At 45.5% G+C, this 14,788-nt stretch carries 13 protein-coding genes; 9 read left to right on the top strand and 4 right to left on the bottom strand.

Features of this window, described 5'->3' with window-relative positions; translation table 11 throughout:
* Positions 1-32 precede the first annotated feature (32 nt).
* The gene (locus OCU74_RS15620; protein ID WP_087481941.1) at positions 33-536 is read left to right on the top strand and encodes a lactoylglutathione lyase family protein; all 504 of its coding nucleotides are present in this window, start codon (positions 33-35) and stop codon (positions 534-536) included.
* 83 nt (positions 537-619) lie between these two features.
* Here OCU74_RS15620 and OCU74_RS15615 read toward each other — a convergent pair whose 3' ends face one another.
* Complete coding sequence (locus OCU74_RS15615) at positions 620-1,273, bottom strand: SDR family oxidoreductase (RefSeq protein ID WP_087481940.1); 654 nt, start codon at positions 1,271-1,273, stop codon at positions 620-622.
* Positions 1,274-1,428: 155 nt separating this feature from the next.
* Positions 1,429-1,953, bottom strand: a complete 525-nt coding sequence (locus OCU74_RS15610; protein ID WP_087481939.1) for an NAD(P)H-dependent oxidoreductase — start codon at positions 1,951-1,953, stop codon at positions 1,429-1,431.
* 206 nt (positions 1,954-2,159) lie between these two features.
* On the opposite strand from OCU74_RS15610, the gene OCU74_RS15605 reads away from it, so the two are divergent.
* Positions 2,160-3,131, top strand: a complete 972-nt coding sequence (locus tag OCU74_RS15605; RefSeq protein WP_200807760.1) for a LysR family transcriptional regulator — start codon at positions 2,160-2,162, stop codon at positions 3,129-3,131.
* A gap of 38 nt (positions 3,132-3,169) precedes the next feature.
* Here the strand turns inward: OCU74_RS15605 and OCU74_RS15600 are convergent, their stop codons facing one another.
* Positions 3,170-3,934, bottom strand: coding sequence for a TatD family hydrolase (locus OCU74_RS15600; protein ID WP_087481937.1), 765 nt, complete (start codon positions 3,932-3,934; stop codon positions 3,170-3,172).
* A 285-nt stretch (positions 3,935-4,219) separates the two neighbouring features.
* Between OCU74_RS15600 and hemB the strand changes: the two genes are divergently transcribed.
* Together hemB and polA are read left to right on the top strand one after the other, a co-directional pair.
* The gene (gene hemB / locus OCU74_RS15595) at positions 4,220-5,263 is read left to right on the top strand and encodes a porphobilinogen synthase (protein ID WP_087481936.1); all 1,044 of its coding nucleotides are present in this window, start codon (positions 4,220-4,222) and stop codon (positions 5,261-5,263) included.
* 703 nt (positions 5,264-5,966) lie between these two features.
* Positions 5,967-8,741, top strand: coding sequence for a DNA polymerase I (gene polA, locus OCU74_RS15590; protein ID WP_087481935.1), 2,775 nt, complete (start codon positions 5,967-5,969; stop codon positions 8,739-8,741).
* A 719-nt stretch (positions 8,742-9,460) separates the two neighbouring features.
* Here the strand turns inward: polA and yihA are convergent.
* Positions 9,461-10,120, bottom strand: a complete 660-nt coding sequence (gene yihA / locus OCU74_RS15585) for a ribosome biogenesis GTP-binding protein YihA/YsxC (protein WP_087482046.1) — start codon at positions 10,118-10,120, stop codon at positions 9,461-9,463.
* A gap of 171 nt (positions 10,121-10,291) precedes the next feature.
* Here yihA and OCU74_RS15580 point away from each other — a divergent pair, with 171 nt between their 5' ends.
* The 5 genes from OCU74_RS15580 to hemN all read left to right on the top strand — a co-directional run bounded on the left by OCU74_RS15580 (position 10,292) and on the right by hemN (position 14,751).
* The gene (locus OCU74_RS15580) at positions 10,292-10,936 is read left to right on the top strand and encodes a c-type cytochrome (RefSeq protein ID WP_087481934.1); all 645 of its coding nucleotides are present in this window, start codon (positions 10,292-10,294) and stop codon (positions 10,934-10,936) included.
* 604 nt (positions 10,937-11,540) lie between these two features.
* Positions 11,541-12,179 carry a class I SAM-dependent methyltransferase gene (locus OCU74_RS15575; RefSeq protein WP_087481933.1) on the top strand — a complete coding sequence of 213 codons (639 nt, stop codon included), beginning with the start codon at positions 11,541-11,543 and terminating at the stop codon, positions 12,177-12,179.
* Positions 12,179-12,724, top strand: coding sequence for a Der GTPase-activating protein YihI (yihI, locus tag OCU74_RS15570; RefSeq protein ID WP_087481932.1), 546 nt, complete (start codon positions 12,179-12,181; stop codon positions 12,722-12,724). The genes OCU74_RS15575 and yihI overlap by 1 nt, the downstream gene beginning before the upstream one ends.
* A gap of 12 nt (positions 12,725-12,736) precedes the next feature.
* Entirely contained in the window at positions 12,737-13,225 is a 489-nt protein-coding gene (locus tag OCU74_RS15565; protein ID WP_087481931.1) for a DUF2489 domain-containing protein, read from the top strand.
* Positions 13,226-13,365: 140 nt separating this feature from the next.
* Positions 13,366-14,751 (top strand): oxygen-independent coproporphyrinogen III oxidase, encoded by a 1,386-nt coding sequence (hemN, locus tag OCU74_RS15560; protein ID WP_087481930.1) that lies wholly within the window; start codon positions 13,366-13,368, stop codon positions 14,749-14,751.
* The last annotated feature ends 37 nt before the right edge of the window (positions 14,752-14,788 follow it).

Below are 14,788 nucleotides of genomic sequence, written 5' to 3'. Positions count from 1 at the left end.
CAGATAATTTTCCTGAAACAGAGAGGCAACTTATGTCGATGACTTATCCCCGTTCATTTTCTCATATTGGTATTTCGGTACCGGATTTAGAAGCAGCTGTGAAGTTTTATACTGAGGTTCTGGGCTGGTATTTAATCATGTCACCTACGGATATTACTGAAGATGATTCGGCTATTGGTGAAATGTGTACTGATGTTTTCGGTGAAGGCTGGGAGCGTTTTCGTATCGCACATCTGTCGACAGGTGACAGAATTGGTGTTGAGCTGTTTGAATTTAAAAATCAGATAAATCCTGAAGATAATTTCGAATACTGGAAAACCGGAATTTTCCACTTTTGTGTTCAGGATCCGGATGTTGAAGGGCTTGCAGAAAGAATTGTTGCTGCTGGTGGTAAAAAGCGGATGAAAGCTCCACGATATTATTATCCGGGAGAAAAGCCTTATCGTATGATCTATATGGAAGACCCGTTCGGCAATATTCTGGAAATATATAGCCACAGCTATGAACTTCACTATGCGGCCGGAGCATATCAATAACGAATTGATACGGTGATCGCAAAGCATGACTGAGCAGACAATGCGCATGACTATGCGTGTTGTCTGCTTCTTTATCCGGCAGGTTAGCGAATCAAAGCCTCGACAGCCTGATCAATTGGTGTTGAACCATCGCATAGCTCAAAAATCTCTTTGGTAATGCTTGGAGTGTCGATGAGTTTGGCCAGAACTCCGGCAACATTACCTCTGGCAACAGTGCCGTAAGGGATGGCGCGATCCAGATGAACAAGGCCGTCACCATCATCAGTGACAAGCGTTCCCGGTCTGACGATAACCCAGTCGAGACTGGAAGCGACCAAAGCATTATCTGCCTGCCGCTTCATCTTCATATAATGTTCGAAGGCTTCTTTATGAGGGCTGCCCCGGAGAGAGTCCATAAAGGCTGAGACCATATACATGCGTGAAATACCGTTGGCCTGTGCAGCTTCGATCAGTTTGACCGGCGTTTCATAATCAATGGTGGTGGTTCTGTCTAACCCGGATCCGGCTGCTCCGGCTGAAAATATGATGATGTCATGACCCTGGGTTACATCGATCAAATCTTGTGTTGTGGTATTCATTAAGTCAGCTAAGTAAGGTGTGATTCCGGCATCCTGTAAAGCCGCTTTCTGATTCGGCTGGCGATACAATCCGGAAACCTGATGACCTGCTGCAATTAATTTGGGGGCGAGTCTTGAGCCGACGCCTCCGGTAACACCGACGATAAATATTCGAGCCATGGTTTATCTCCTATATTGCTGATGCTTACCAGAAGTGACAACTTGTTGACTACGCTCACTTGCTTTTGCTTCTGTGTGGCGAGAATGACTCCGGTTATACGATAGTTCAGACTGTCCTGATGAGAGCCGGAGTCATTCATGAAGCTTAGATGTGCTTAAGCAAGCAACCGTTGAGAAAGCTGCTCTTGAAATGAAGCAAGTTTTTCTGATGAAACATCCATAGATTCATAAAAAGCTAAGGGTTCAATATACTTCATTCCCACATATAATGCGCTGGCTTTCATAGGGGTAAGTACATCTTTTATCGTACTTTGCACCAGTCCGGCAGGTGTATAGGTACTCTCACTTGCACCAGCGCAGGTCACAACCAGCATTTCTTTGCCTTTTAATGCTTCGCCTTCCGGACCGAATGCCCAGCCATATGTCCATACCTCGTTAAGATAGGCTTTTAGCATCGGTGTGATGTTAAACCAGTGAATGGGGAACAGATAAACGATTCTGTCCATGTTTTCATAGGCTGCCTGTTCTGCGGCGATATCGAAGTTACTGACATTTTTGCCATAAATGGCGTCCAGATTTCTCACGGTTACATCAGTCGTATCGAGTGCTACTTTTTCAAGTGACTTGATGACATTGGACTGATCTGCATAGGGGTGTGAAACAATAACAAGAGTTTTCATCGAATCTATCTCCGGGGGAATTAAAGTGAATTTGCGGGCTGAAGTTTTCCATAGGTGGTTTTCTATCGGCTCGACTCTTTATTGAGTGTTCGTAGTATGAATGAGTTTATTTGTAACTTTAATGGCGTGTCTGGTTGAACATTTTTCAACTTGAGGTTAATAATGCATGAGTCAGTTATATTTCAGTTGAGTTTATTTCGGGAGTGATGATGGAAGTCTCGCAACATGTCAGAGCAATTTTGTCATTTGTGGAAGCAGCGGATGCCGGTAGCTTTTCAGCCGCAGCCCGCAAGCTTGGTATCAGCGCGGCTGCGGTCAGTAAAAATGTTGCAGGTCTGGAGCTGGTGCTTGGTGTTCGTCTGATGAACCGGACAACGAGAAAAATCAATCTGACAGAGGAAGGAACTGCCTTTTTATCTCAGGCTCGTATTGCTTTGGGTGCTCTGGAAAGTGCAGTCGATAGTCTGGTAGCAAGAAAGGTTGAAATTAGTGGTCACGTCAAAATCTCGACCAGCGTTGCTTTTGGCCGGGAATACTTGCTGCCGGTGTTACCCGGATTGCTTGAACGGTATCCGGGGCTGACGGTTGACGTTGATTTTGATGACCGGATGACGGATTTGATTCGCGATGGTTATGATATTGCGATTCGGGGCGGACGAATTGTTGATTCCTCTCTGATTACCCGGCCGGTTTGTCGGTTAAAGACGGTTCTTGCTGCCTCTCCGGACTATCTGGCTAGTCATGGCGTGCCGCAGATACCGGAAGATTTAACCCAGCACCGTTTGATCGCCCGGCGGTTTTTAGGCGGACGCATCAATGCCTGGGGATTCAAAAGAGACGATGGTAGTCTGACGACGATGGACCCGGAGCCTGCGGTACTGACATTATCGGCACCTGAGGCTTTGGTTCAGGCTGCCGTTGCCGGGTTGGGGATTGCACAGATTGGCATTCATCATGCGCTGCAATATCTTGAAAGTGGTCAGTTAAAAGCAGTGCTTTTTGGTCAGTATGATCCGGGAAGCTATGAGATGGTGATTCAATACCCTCACCGTACCCTGATTGCTCCCCGGGTGAAAGTCACGGTTGATTACCTTTTGGCTGCCTTTGAACAGGAAAAGTCTCTGCACTTTCCGGAAGAAAAACTGGCGGCATACCAGTTCAGACAAGAGGATTCTTAATTTCTTCCCGGAAAGGAGACGATTGAGATGACTCAGATTCAGGAAAGACGGAATAACTGTGCAGCGTTTGTTGTTGTTAGTTTATCCACCTCTTCAACAGAGATTTCTTTCAGCCCGGCAATTCGCTCAGCCACAAGATGAGTGTAAGCCGGTTCATTGCGTTTGCCGCGATGAGGCACCGGGGCAAGGTAAGGACAATCGGTTTCCAGAATGATTTGGTCCATATCAAGATGAGGAATGACTTTGTCCATCCCACCGTTTTTAAAGGTAGTCACGCCGCCTAAGCCCAGATGGAATCCTAAATCCTGAATCGCTCTGGCTTCTTCGACACTGCCACCGAAGCAGTGGAATACACCCTGCAACGTGCCATCCTGAGCCTGTGCCAGCAGATCAATGGTTTCTTGCATCGAATTGCGGGTGTGAATGACCACCGGTAAGTTTTTCTCTTTCGCCCAGCCAAGCTGAGTCAGAAATGCATTTTCCTGCTCGGCCCGGTAAGTGGTATCCCAATACAGGTCAATTCCGATTTCTCCGACAGCAATGAAGTCATGTTTATCAAACCAGGCATAAATCGTATCCAGTGTCTGATGAACCTGTTGATCAACATAGCAGGGATGCAGACCCATCATTGAGCGGCATACATGCGGATAAGCAGCTTCAGTGGCCAGCATGGGCTCAATGGAGTCAAGGTCAATATTCGGCATGCAGATCGTGTCGATGCCTTGTGCCAGAGCCCGCTGGATTACAGTATCCCGATCGTGGTCGAATTCTTGGGCATAAACATGAGCATGGGTGTCGATCATTATATTTTCCGATGATGGGCTGAATCAGGGATTATAAGGGATCGTGATGCTGAGATCATTTTTTTGAATTTTTCCCTGATATGCATGGTGTACAGGATTGAGAGTGATATGATTTCAGAGCATTTTCGATAAATGTGATGTTTCAATAAAGCAATATTCCAATAAAGTAATATTTCAATAAAAAATGGTAGTGTCGAAAACAAAATCAGTGTTGTGAGGGCAGGTACTTGTCTCTGTGGGGATGTACTCTGCGAGCAACGAACAAGAAAGAGATAGGAGGAGCACGTGTCAGTTTCTATAGTAGGTCAGTTTCCCGGTCGTCGTATGCGTCGTGTACGTAAACATGATTTCAGTCGTCGTCTGGTGGCGGAGAATCAGCTATCTGTCAGCGATCTGATTTATCCGATATTTGTTCTGATGGGAAAAGACCGTCGTGAACCTATTGCGTCGATGCCAGGGATAGAGCGTTTATCGATCGACTTACTCCTTGAGGAAGCCCAGTATCTTGCCAGCCTTGGTGTACCTGCAATTGCACTTTTCCCTTCTGTAAATCAGGATGTGAAAAGTCTCGATGCCGCAGAAGCTTATAATCCGGAAGGTTTAATTCAACGGGCTGTTCGTTCGCTGAAAGAGCATGTTCCTGAAATCGGTGTGATTACCGATGTAGCGCTGGATCCATACACGATTCACGGGCAGGACGGCATTATTGATGAACAAGGATATGTGATCAATGATGTAACGACGGAAGTGTTGGTCAAACAGGCGCTATCTCATGCACAGGCCGGGGCCGATGTTGTGGCACCTTCAGATATGATGGATGGGCGGATTGGCCTGATTCGGGATGCTCTCGAAGAAGCCGGATGTATTCATACTCAAATCATGGCTTACTCTGCGAAGTATGCGTCGAACTATTACGGGCCATTCCGGGATGCTATCGGTTCGGCAGCCAACCTGAAAAGTGGCAACAAGAAAACTTATCAGATGGACCCGGCGAATTCCGACGAAGCACTTCAGGAAGTGGCTCTGGACATCGGTGAAGGGGCCGATATGGTGATGGTGAAACCGGGTATGCCTTATCTGGATGTGGTACGCCGGGTGAAATCAGAGCTTCAGGTTCCGACCTTCGCTTATCAGGTTTCCGGAGAATACGCGATGCATAAAGCCGCATTTCTCAATGGCTGGTTGAAGGAAAAAGAAACCGTCATGGAATCTCTGCTCTGTTTTAAACGGGCCGGGGCGGACGGCATTCTGACCTATTTTGCCAAGGATGTTGCTCAGTGGCTGGCTGAAGAGCAGGAAGACGTGGTTGCAGCACTGAAGAGAAAATAGCAATCAGTGTCGCAATACTACGGAACTACAGAGTTTAGGCTGGCTTTTGCCAGCCTTTTATTTTTCTTATTTATCATGGAATTATGTTTTTATTAAAATTGAATGAGATTTTTTCGCATTTAGAGCTTGACACATTAAATGAGAATAATTATTATTACTATCGTCTTAGGGAATGAGGAAGTTCACAACACAGTTTGGATGTCAGCTATATTCTGGCTGAAGAGAATTGTTTACGGACTTGCACACGTTCTTTTTGACACGACATTGCTCACATTGCTTCCAGTGTATTTATAGCTTTATAAGAAAGCGATTTGGTCACACGATATCACTTTCTTGATTATGCTAGGCGACATCCTTCCGGGTGTCGCTTTTTTCTTTTTTACAAATTTTCTCCTTTGTTATAACAGAACGATATACTTTTCCACAGTGATTGATCACAAAAGGATCGTGTCTGGTTGCACAGATCCTTTATTTAAATTCTTTATATCAAATACTTATGTGTATGTTTCTTTCATTCATGTTCTGTTTCATTCAAACTGAAACAAAACTATGAACAGATTTATCCACAGTATGATGTTGTGAGTGCGGAGCTTTATGGCGACAGATGTCGGCAAAAAGGTGAAGGGACATGGAATCCTCAGATAACTCGTGGCATTCTAAGGGGATAATTTTGAGACCTCAAAAATCCGGATACCAAGAAACTATGGCCCATATTCCTGATAACCCGTTAATTCTGATTGACGGTTCTTCTTACCTTTACCGCGCATTCCATGCCTATCCGAGTACCATGAGCAATGGTGAAATTCCCACCAATGCTGTTTATGGTGTGGTGAATATGATACGCAGTATGATGCGCCAGTTTCCTTCAGATCGGATCGCCGTGATTTTCGATGCCAAAGGCAAGACTTTCCGGGATGATATGTATCCTGAATATAAGGCTCATCGTCCGCCGATGCCGGATGAATTACGCTGTCAGATAGAACCATTGCACCAGATTATACGTTCAATGGGACTGCCGTTACTCGCGATCGAAGGTGTAGAAGCTGACGATGTCATTGGTACGATTGCAACACAGGCTGCAGAAGCCGGTATTCCGGTGCTGATCAGTACCGGGGATAAAGATATGGCGCAGTTGGTGAATGATAAGATCACTCTGATCAATACCATGACAAATGTTGTGATGGACCGGGAAGGCGTGATTGAGAAGTTCGGTATTCCTCCTGAACTGATCATCGACTATCTGGCGCTTATGGGAGATAAAGTCGATAACATTCCCGGTGTTCCGGGAGTTGGAGATAAAACCGCAACGGCATTGCTTCAGGGAATCGGTGGTCTGGATGATTTGTACCAGAATCTGGATAAGATTGCTGGTTTGGGGTTTCGGGGCTCCAAGACCATGGCGAAGAAGCTGGAAGAGAATAAAGGCAATGCCGAACTTTCTTATAAACTGGCGACAATTAAGCTGGATGTTGAACTGGAAGAAACTCCGGATTCACTGACAAAGCAACAGCCGGATCGGGATAGTCTGATTCAGCTATATGGTCAGTTAACCTTTAAATCCTGGCTGAATGAAATTCTTGAAGGGCAGGATGTGACAAGTTCCGGAACGGAGCAACAGGCGGGAGCGTCTGCTGCTGCGATGGATACATCGGCGGTCAATATTGACCGCAGCCAGTACCAGACTGTTTTAAATGAGACCGATTTTCTGGCATGGCTGGATAAACTTAAGAATGCCTCCCTGTTTGCTTTTGATACCGAGACGGATGGACTGGATTATATGACAGCCAATCTGGTTGGCGTGTCATTTGCCATCACAGAAGGTGAAGCTGCTTATGTACCGGTTGCCCATGATTATATGGATGCCCCCGAGCAGTTGGACCGGGACTGGGTTCTGGCTCAGCTCAAACCGATTCTGGAAGATAAGGATTGCCATAAAGTCGGACAGAATTTGAAGTTTGATATGAGTATTCTGGCTCGTTATGACATTGAGTTACGCGGGATTCAGCATGATACGATGCTGGCTTCCTATGTCTATGACAGCGTTGGTGGCCGGCATGATATGGATAGTCTGGCTTTACGTTTTCTGCAACATAGCTGTATTTCGTTCGAACAGATCGCTGGTAAGGGTAAAAATCAACTGACATTTAACCAGATCGATCTGGAGCAAGCCGGTGTTTATGCAGCAGAAGATGCTGACGTGACACTCAGACTTCATCACCGTTTGATAGAGAATCTGGAACAGAATGAAGATCTGCTGCGGGTATACCGGGAAATTGAAGTTCCGTTAGTTCCTGTACTGTCAAGAATGGAAAGAACTGGGGTTCTGATTGATGACATGCGTTTGAATGTTCAGTCTCAGGAAATCGCTCTGCGTTTAGATGAACTGGAGAAAAAGGCATTTGAAATCGCCGGAGAAACATTCAATCTGAGTTCTCCGAAGCAGTTGCAGCATATTTTCTTTGAAAAAATGGGATTACCGGTTGTGAAAAAGACGCCATCGGGAACACCATCAACTAATGAAGAAGTATTGCAGGAGCTGGCTCTGGATTATCCATTGCCAAAGGTCATTCTTGAGTATCGTGGTCTGGCAAAACTGAAGTCTACCTATACGGATAAATTACCGAAGATGATTAATCCGGCAACTGGTCGGGTTCATACTTCCTATCATCAGGCGGTGACTGCAACCGGACGTCTTTCATCGACGGATCCGAACCTACAGAATATTCCGGTGCGTAATGAAGAAGGGCGCAGAATTCGTCAGGCATTTGTTACAGAACCCGGCTGGAAAGTTGTCGCGATTGACTACTCTCAGATTGAGTTGCGGATTATGGCGCATTTGTCCGGAGATCAGTCGCTGCTGGATGCTTTCCAGCAAGGCAAAGACATCCATGCAGCCACAGCTGCCGAGATTCTGGGTGTACCGATTGAACAGGTTTCCAGTGAGCAGCGTCGCCGGGCAAAAGCAGTTAACTTTGGCCTGATCTATGGCATGAGTGCATTTGGTTTGGCAAAACAGCTGGGAATTCCCCGGAAAGAAGCGCAATCCTATATGGAGAAGTATTTCGAACGGTATCCCGGTGTGATGCAGTATATGGAAGATACGCGTACCCAGGCGAGTGAGCAGGGATATGTAGAGACATTGTTTGGCCGTCGTCTGCATCTTCCGGAAATTCGTTCACGGAACGGTATGCGTAGAAAAGCGGCTGAACGTGCGGCTATTAATGCTCCGATGCAGGGAACCGCGGCTGATATTATTAAGAAAGCGATGCTGTTGGTCGATAAATGGATTGAGCAGGAAGGGCTGGGACGGGTTCGATTACTGATGCAGGTCCACGATGAGCTGGTTTTTGAAGTTGAAGAGTCATCTCTGACCGAAATTGAAAGTAAAATACAGAAATTGATGGAATCTGCTGTTACCCTTCGTGTGCCTTTAGTTGCAGATGTTGGGCGAGGCGATAGCTGGGAACAAGCCCATTAATACGGTTTTTTTACCGAAATGTTATAAATTTTATGAGCTGGCGCACAAGTGTCAGCTTTTTTTTAACAAAAAAAAAGTAATCAAAGATCAGATCGTTATGTTGTTCGAATTAAAATAAATGAAAAAAAACTACAAAATGGGTTTTCTTTTTCATCAGTTTATTGTACATTTAATGACGTAGGGTACAGAGGTAAGATGTTCTATCTTTCAGACCTTTTGTTTCACGTTATTGGATTAGGCTGTTTCAGCCGCCCCAGTCAGTTTTCGACTGGGGCGTTTTTTATTGTGTTAAATATATGTTATGTATCAATAAAATCCTGATTCATTCTAATATGAAGTGATGACACAATCACTTTTTCTCCTCACATCTTGTATGTCATCTCCCGTTTGTTTTCTATGTTTCCTGAATGACAAAATGTAACGATTCTGTAATTTATTACCCTTCACAAAATAGTTATTTCATTAAGTAAATAAAGAGTGGTATTTAAGTTAAATGCTTATATATCAGATAATTAATGGTATTTTGCTCTAGAAGGGAAAGGCTGCAAGGGGATTGCAAAATCAGGTGGATTCAACGATGCTTTTAAGGGCACAAAAACAATTAGAAGAAGTTCATTATCTCTCCCGTTACCCTGCCAGGATGGCGGGGTTTTTTATGGCCGGAAGAAAGATCATTTGAATTAGATTTGTCATTTCTTCCGGGGAACCGGGAGGTTCGTTTACAGTTCGGATTCACCACTTTCATCAGAGAGAATCTCTTCTTCCTGAGGTTCAAATGCCGGAGCAAACCAGCTATCAAGTTTCTGGCGAAGTGTATCGACACCAAGACCAGAGGTCGAAGAGAAGGCATCGACACTGACATCACCACAGAATGCCAGCGATGCTTCACGAATTTTCAGAACCTGAGCTTTTCTGGCTCCGCTCTTTAGTTTATCGGCTTTCGTGAGCAAAACCTGTACAGGAATATTACTCTCAACGGCCCAGTAGATGAGCTGTTGGTCCAGATCTTTCATCGGATGGCGGATATCCATTAAAACGACAAGTCCTTTCAGACACTGCCTGGCTTGCAGATATTCACCGAGAGCTTTTTGCCATTTCTTCTTCAGCTCCGGTGGAACCTGAGCAAATCCATATCCCGGAAGATCCACAATATGACATCCCTCAGTCACCTGAAAGAGGTTGATCAATTGAGTACGTCCCGGTGTTTTACTGGTTTTTGCCAGGTTTTTCTGATTCGCCAATCGGTTCAGTGCACTGGATTTACCTGCATTTGAGCGTCCGGCAAACGCGATTTCGATGCCTTCATCTTCCGGCAGGTGACGAATGTCCGGGGCACTGGTAATAAAATGCGTATTTTGATAGTGGATTTTTACACTCAATGTGGACTCCATGATGATTCTCTGCTGTTGACGAATGAATTGCCGGTATGCAATGGTATCGCAGCAATCACGCTTAAGAGGGTTCTCTGCCGAGACTTACCCACTTATTTCAATGAAGCTGGCGATTATACACGACTCCTATCAGAATCTGGAACATTATCACGGGAAGGTATGAAGAAATTAGTACTGTTCATTGTCGGCTGGTCTGTTTGTCTGATGGTATGGGCTCAGGAGCACCCAGAGGCCGGGCCGGAAAAAGTTGCGACCTGCTCTGCCTGTCATGGTTTGGCCGGTGTAAGCTCTGTGCCGCTGTCTCCCAGTCTGGCCGGACAAAACCAGAACTACCTGCTCCGGCAACTTTTGGCATTCCGTGCCGGACTCTCCGGTAATGGAGAGCAGGGAAGATATGATCCGGTAATGGGCGCGATGACAATGGCACTGGATGAGCAGGACATGAGAGATATTGCTGCCTATTATGCGGGGTTGCCTGAAGACGGCAGTCAGTCAGGTGTCCAGTCGGACAGTATGCCTCCGGAATCGGAACAAGAAGATGGTGCCAGATTGTATCACTTTGGCGATCGTCAGCGGAATATAATGGCCTGTTCTGCCTGCCATGGCCCGTCTGGAAAGGGGATTGCTTCATCTGGATTTCCCGATGTTTCCGGACAAAGAGAAGACTATCTGAAACTGCAATTACACAAGTTCAGAGATGGCAGCCGTCATAATGATCTGAACGGAATGATGCAGGATATTGCACGTTCATTGGCTGATAAAGAGATTGAGTCACTGGCTGACTATATGACACATATGAACTGATTCATTGCAGGTTTACGGTGATTTTCCTTTTTTCCTATGTTGATTGTGAGAGATCTGCTATAGGTTGCCTGTAGTTATAACTATGCATCATTTTAATTTAATGATTTTATTATTATTTTTAATATTACATTTGTAGTGTGATGTTAATCACTTTCTGATGGGTTGTTCCGGTTAAAAGAAAGCGTAAAGTGTACCCATCGTTTCAGGTATGAATGATTCGTACTGAAGCGACTGACAAACAGGAAGTTTGTCTGATAAGGATGGTCTGCTTGGCCCGAAGGAATGGGTATGTAATGGAACCAAGCCACGGAAGTGCTTCGTTACAATGATGTTTTCAGGGAAAGTGAAAATTCATCAGGATTGATGACGAACAACAACGTTTTTGCAGGGAAAGCACGAACAACAAAAGGAATATTGTGCGCATCTGTATGTGCCAGAATAGTTTCCGTCACTACGGTGACTGTTTAGAAAGCGACAGGTTTTCCTGTCGCTTTTTTTATGTTTCTGAGCCTTGGCAGAGATCATTTGTCGAATAAATAATCATAAATACTCCACTATCGGATAAGTTTCTGGTATGTTGCGCATCCCGTAAGAAGGAGTCCGTATGTTCTCATGTCCACTGTGTGGTAGTGAGTCACTGAGTTTTTACCATCGAGATAAACATCGTGACTACTGGCAATGCCATCAATGTTATCTGGTGAGTGTTGCGCCTGCATTTCGTCTGGATGCAGAATCAGAAAAATCCATCTATGATCTGCATGAGAATCATCCTTCTGATCCGGGATATCGGCGTTTTCTAGCCCGTTTAACGGTGCCGCTGATGGAACGGATTGCGCCTTGTGCTCAAGGGTTAGATTTTGGATGTGGTCCCGGACCGACTCTTTCTCTGATGATGGAAGAGCAAGGGTTCCGGATGGCCTTGTACGATATTTTCTATTTCCCGCAGACAAAAGCGCTGAAATCAACTTATGATTTTGTCACTGCAACAGAAGTGATTGAACACTTACATACACCGGATCAGGTGTGGCAGCAGTGGCTGGCGTTGGTCAAACCCGGGGGATATATCGGAATAATGACCAAATTGGTCAGGGATGTTGAAGCGTTTGCTGGGTGGCATTATAAAAATGACCTTACCCATGTAAGCTTTTTTAGTCAGGAGACTTTCCGTTTTTTAGCAAAGCGGGATAATCTCGAAATCGAATTTATCGGTAGTGATGTAATTTTACTGAGGAAAAGCCAGTAATGAGCCGTAAGAAAAAAGCCAGATCATCCGGGAATACTGATGTCGTTGTCGTTCGCCAGCGTTCTCAGACGGATATCGAAGGACGTTTGCGTAAGAAGCTGAAGAAAAGAAAAGGGCTGAAAAGCGGAAGCCGCCATTCAGAAGAGTCAGGAGCCGCCGCCCGATTAACGTCACAACCGCGGGATCCACGTCTTGGTAGCAAGAAAAAGATTCCGTTAGTTGTAGAGGCTCAGCCTGAGTTAACAACTGAAAAGCGTTATGAGCAGGCTGAACAGGAGTTGGCGTTGTTGGAAAACGATGCTCAACTGAACGTGTTACTTGCCAGATTGGATCAGGGTGAGAAGCTTGGCGCCGGATTGCAGCAATATGTTGATGAAAAACTCAACCGAATCGAACAGTTGATGAAACAGCTTGGTCTGTTTGATGGTGAAGATGAACTTGAGGATGAGGTTTCACCACAACCAGCCAGAGCATCGAAAAAATCGGCATCGGATGACGAACTTCTGGAGAAATTTACCGGATTTGATCCGGATGACTTTCAATAATAGGAGCGACGTATGAATCTGACCATACTGGTGATTGTCGGCAGCGTGATTGTTGTAGGGCTGGCTATTTATGCCGGATACCTGCTGGTGAAGCTGAAGAAGCAACAGGCATTGGTTATCAGACACCAGGAACTTGCCATTGAAAAAAGAAATGCGAATATCTTCGAGAATGTGAACACCTTGTGTATGGTTGGCATTCAGGGACAGTGTGATCTGTCGGAGATTAGTATTCGTGTTTACTGCATTATGGATTATGTTCAGGGTGAGCAGCGGATTGATTTTGAAAAGCAATTCCCGGCAATCTCGGAGCTTTATCACATTGTAAAAGATATGCCTCGTGGGGAAGCGCGTCAGGTGATGCCAAAGAAAGAAAGGATGCAGCAAAATCTGGAACGGACTAAGGCAGAAGGCCGGCTGGGTGATGACATTATCCGCGAACTGACAACACTGAAGGATATGATTCAGCCGCTGAATCAGCAGATTCAGATTCAAATGGTATAAACCTCGATTTACCGTGGTCTATTCAGTGATCTCTGTAGCACTTTCAAACATTAATGATGGATTTCTATTTTACTGCCCGATGCGTGAGTGCGTCGGTGTGGCAAAATAGATGTCCATCGTTGCATTCGGAAAGAATAAATATGTTTCAGCAGGTATCTAGTCAGCAGGTTGTCTGGGATCAGGCGATGTTGGATAAATACAACTACTCCGGACCTCGCTATACCTCTTATCCGACGGCGGTCGAGTTCCATGAAGCTTTTACGATTGCTGATTTTGACATGGCTTGCGCTCAGTATCCGGAACGTCCGCTTTCTCTCTATGTCCACATTCCATTTTGCCATAAGCTTTGCTATTACTGCGGCTGTAACAAGGTCGTCACCCGCCACTCGCACAAAGCCGATGAATATCTGGACATGCTGGAACTTGAAATTCGCCAGCGAGCGTCCCTGCTTTCCGGCCGTCGGGTTGTCCAGCTACATTTCGGTGGTGGAACGCCGACATTTCTGACTGCACCTCAGATCAGCCGTCTGATGAAGCTAATCCGGCAGGAGTTTCGTTTTGAAACGGGGGCTGAGATTAGTATTGAAGTCGATCCCCGGGAGATAGAACTGGAGTTACTGGATCATTTGTATCAGGAAGGTTTTAACCGCCTGAGTATCGGGGTTCAGGATTTCAACAAAGAAGTCCAGTTACTGGTTAATCGTATTCAGGATGAGGCGTTTATCTTTTCTCTGGCTGAAAGGGCCAGAAAGCTTGGATTCCGTTCCACCAATCTTGATCTGATTTATGGCCTGCCAAAACAAACCCCACAGACATTTGCACGGACACTGAATCGTGTTCTGGAGATGAAACCGGGACGTTTGTCGATTTTCAATTATGCACATATGCCTCAGCTGTTTGCTGCACAGAGAAAGATCAAAGAAGACTTTCTGCCGACACCTCAGGAAAAGATGGAAATCCTGCAAACGACAATCAGTATGCTGACCGGCGCCGGTTATCAGTTTATCGGAATGGATCACTTTGCCCTTCCTGAAGATGATCTGGCCGTTGCTCAAAGGGAAGGCTGCTTACACCGTAATTTTCAGGGATATACGACTTATGGTAACTGTGACCTGATTGGTTTTGGAGTGTCTGCCATTTCCATGGTTGGAGATGCCTATGCCCAGAACCAGAAAGAGCTGAAGAAGTATTATCAACAGGTCGATCAGCAACGCCATGCGTTATGGAAAGGTGTTTCTCTGGATAAAGATGATCTGGTCCGCCGGGATGTCATCAAGCAACTGATGTGTAATTTCACGCTGAATAAAACCCGGATAGAACGTGAGCACCGACTCAGTTTCGAGCAGTATTTCCGGACAGACCTAGAATTGCTTAAGCCTTTTATTGCCGATGATCTGGTCGAAGTCAGTGATACGCAACTTACGGTGACTCCGAAAGGACGTTTACTGATTCGTAATATCTGTATGTGTTTTGATCGCTATTTGCGTGAGAAAGCCAGACAGCAGCAGTTTTCCCGGGTGATATGAGCGGAAGCTCCTATTGGATAAAAAAGCCAGCATTGCT

The sequence above is a fragment of the Vibrio mangrovi genome, assembly GCF_024346955.1.
Classification (GTDB): domain Bacteria; phylum Pseudomonadota; class Gammaproteobacteria; order Enterobacterales; family Vibrionaceae; genus Vibrio; species Vibrio mangrovi.
The sequence above is the reverse complement of the archived record's forward strand: the minus strand, read 5'-3'. Positions and strand labels throughout refer to the sequence as shown.

Bases quoted from the DNA above. Each gene is read 5' to 3' on its own strand.
- OCU74_RS15620 (WP_087481941.1), top strand. From the start codon at position 33: ATGTCGATGACTTATCCCCGTTCATTTTCTCATATTGGTATTTCGGTA.
- OCU74_RS15615 (WP_087481940.1), bottom strand. From the start codon at position 1,273: ATGGCTCGAATATTTATCGTCGGTGTTACCGGAGGCGTCGGCTCAAGA.
- OCU74_RS15610 (WP_087481939.1), bottom strand. From the start codon at position 1,953: ATGAAAACTCTTGTTATTGTTTCACACCCCTATGCAGATCAGTCCAAT.
- OCU74_RS15605 (WP_200807760.1), top strand. From the start codon at position 2,160: ATGATGGAAGTCTCGCAACATGTCAGAGCAATTTTGTCATTTGTGGAA.
- OCU74_RS15600 (WP_087481937.1), bottom strand. From the start codon at position 3,934: ATGATCGACACCCATGCTCATGTTTATGCCCAAGAATTCGACCACGAT.
- polA (WP_087481935.1), top strand. From the start codon at position 5,967: ATGGCCCATATTCCTGATAACCCGTTAATTCTGATTGACGGTTCTTCT.
- OCU74_RS15580 (WP_087481934.1), top strand. From the start codon at position 10,292: ATGAAGAAATTAGTACTGTTCATTGTCGGCTGGTCTGTTTGTCTGATG.
- OCU74_RS15575 (WP_087481933.1), top strand. From the start codon at position 11,541: ATGTTCTCATGTCCACTGTGTGGTAGTGAGTCACTGAGTTTTTACCAT.
- yihI (WP_087481932.1), top strand. From the start codon at position 12,179: ATGAGCCGTAAGAAAAAAGCCAGATCATCCGGGAATACTGATGTCGTT.
- OCU74_RS15565 (WP_087481931.1), top strand. From the start codon at position 12,737: ATGAATCTGACCATACTGGTGATTGTCGGCAGCGTGATTGTTGTAGGG.
- hemN (WP_087481930.1), top strand. From the start codon at position 13,366: ATGTTTCAGCAGGTATCTAGTCAGCAGGTTGTCTGGGATCAGGCGATG.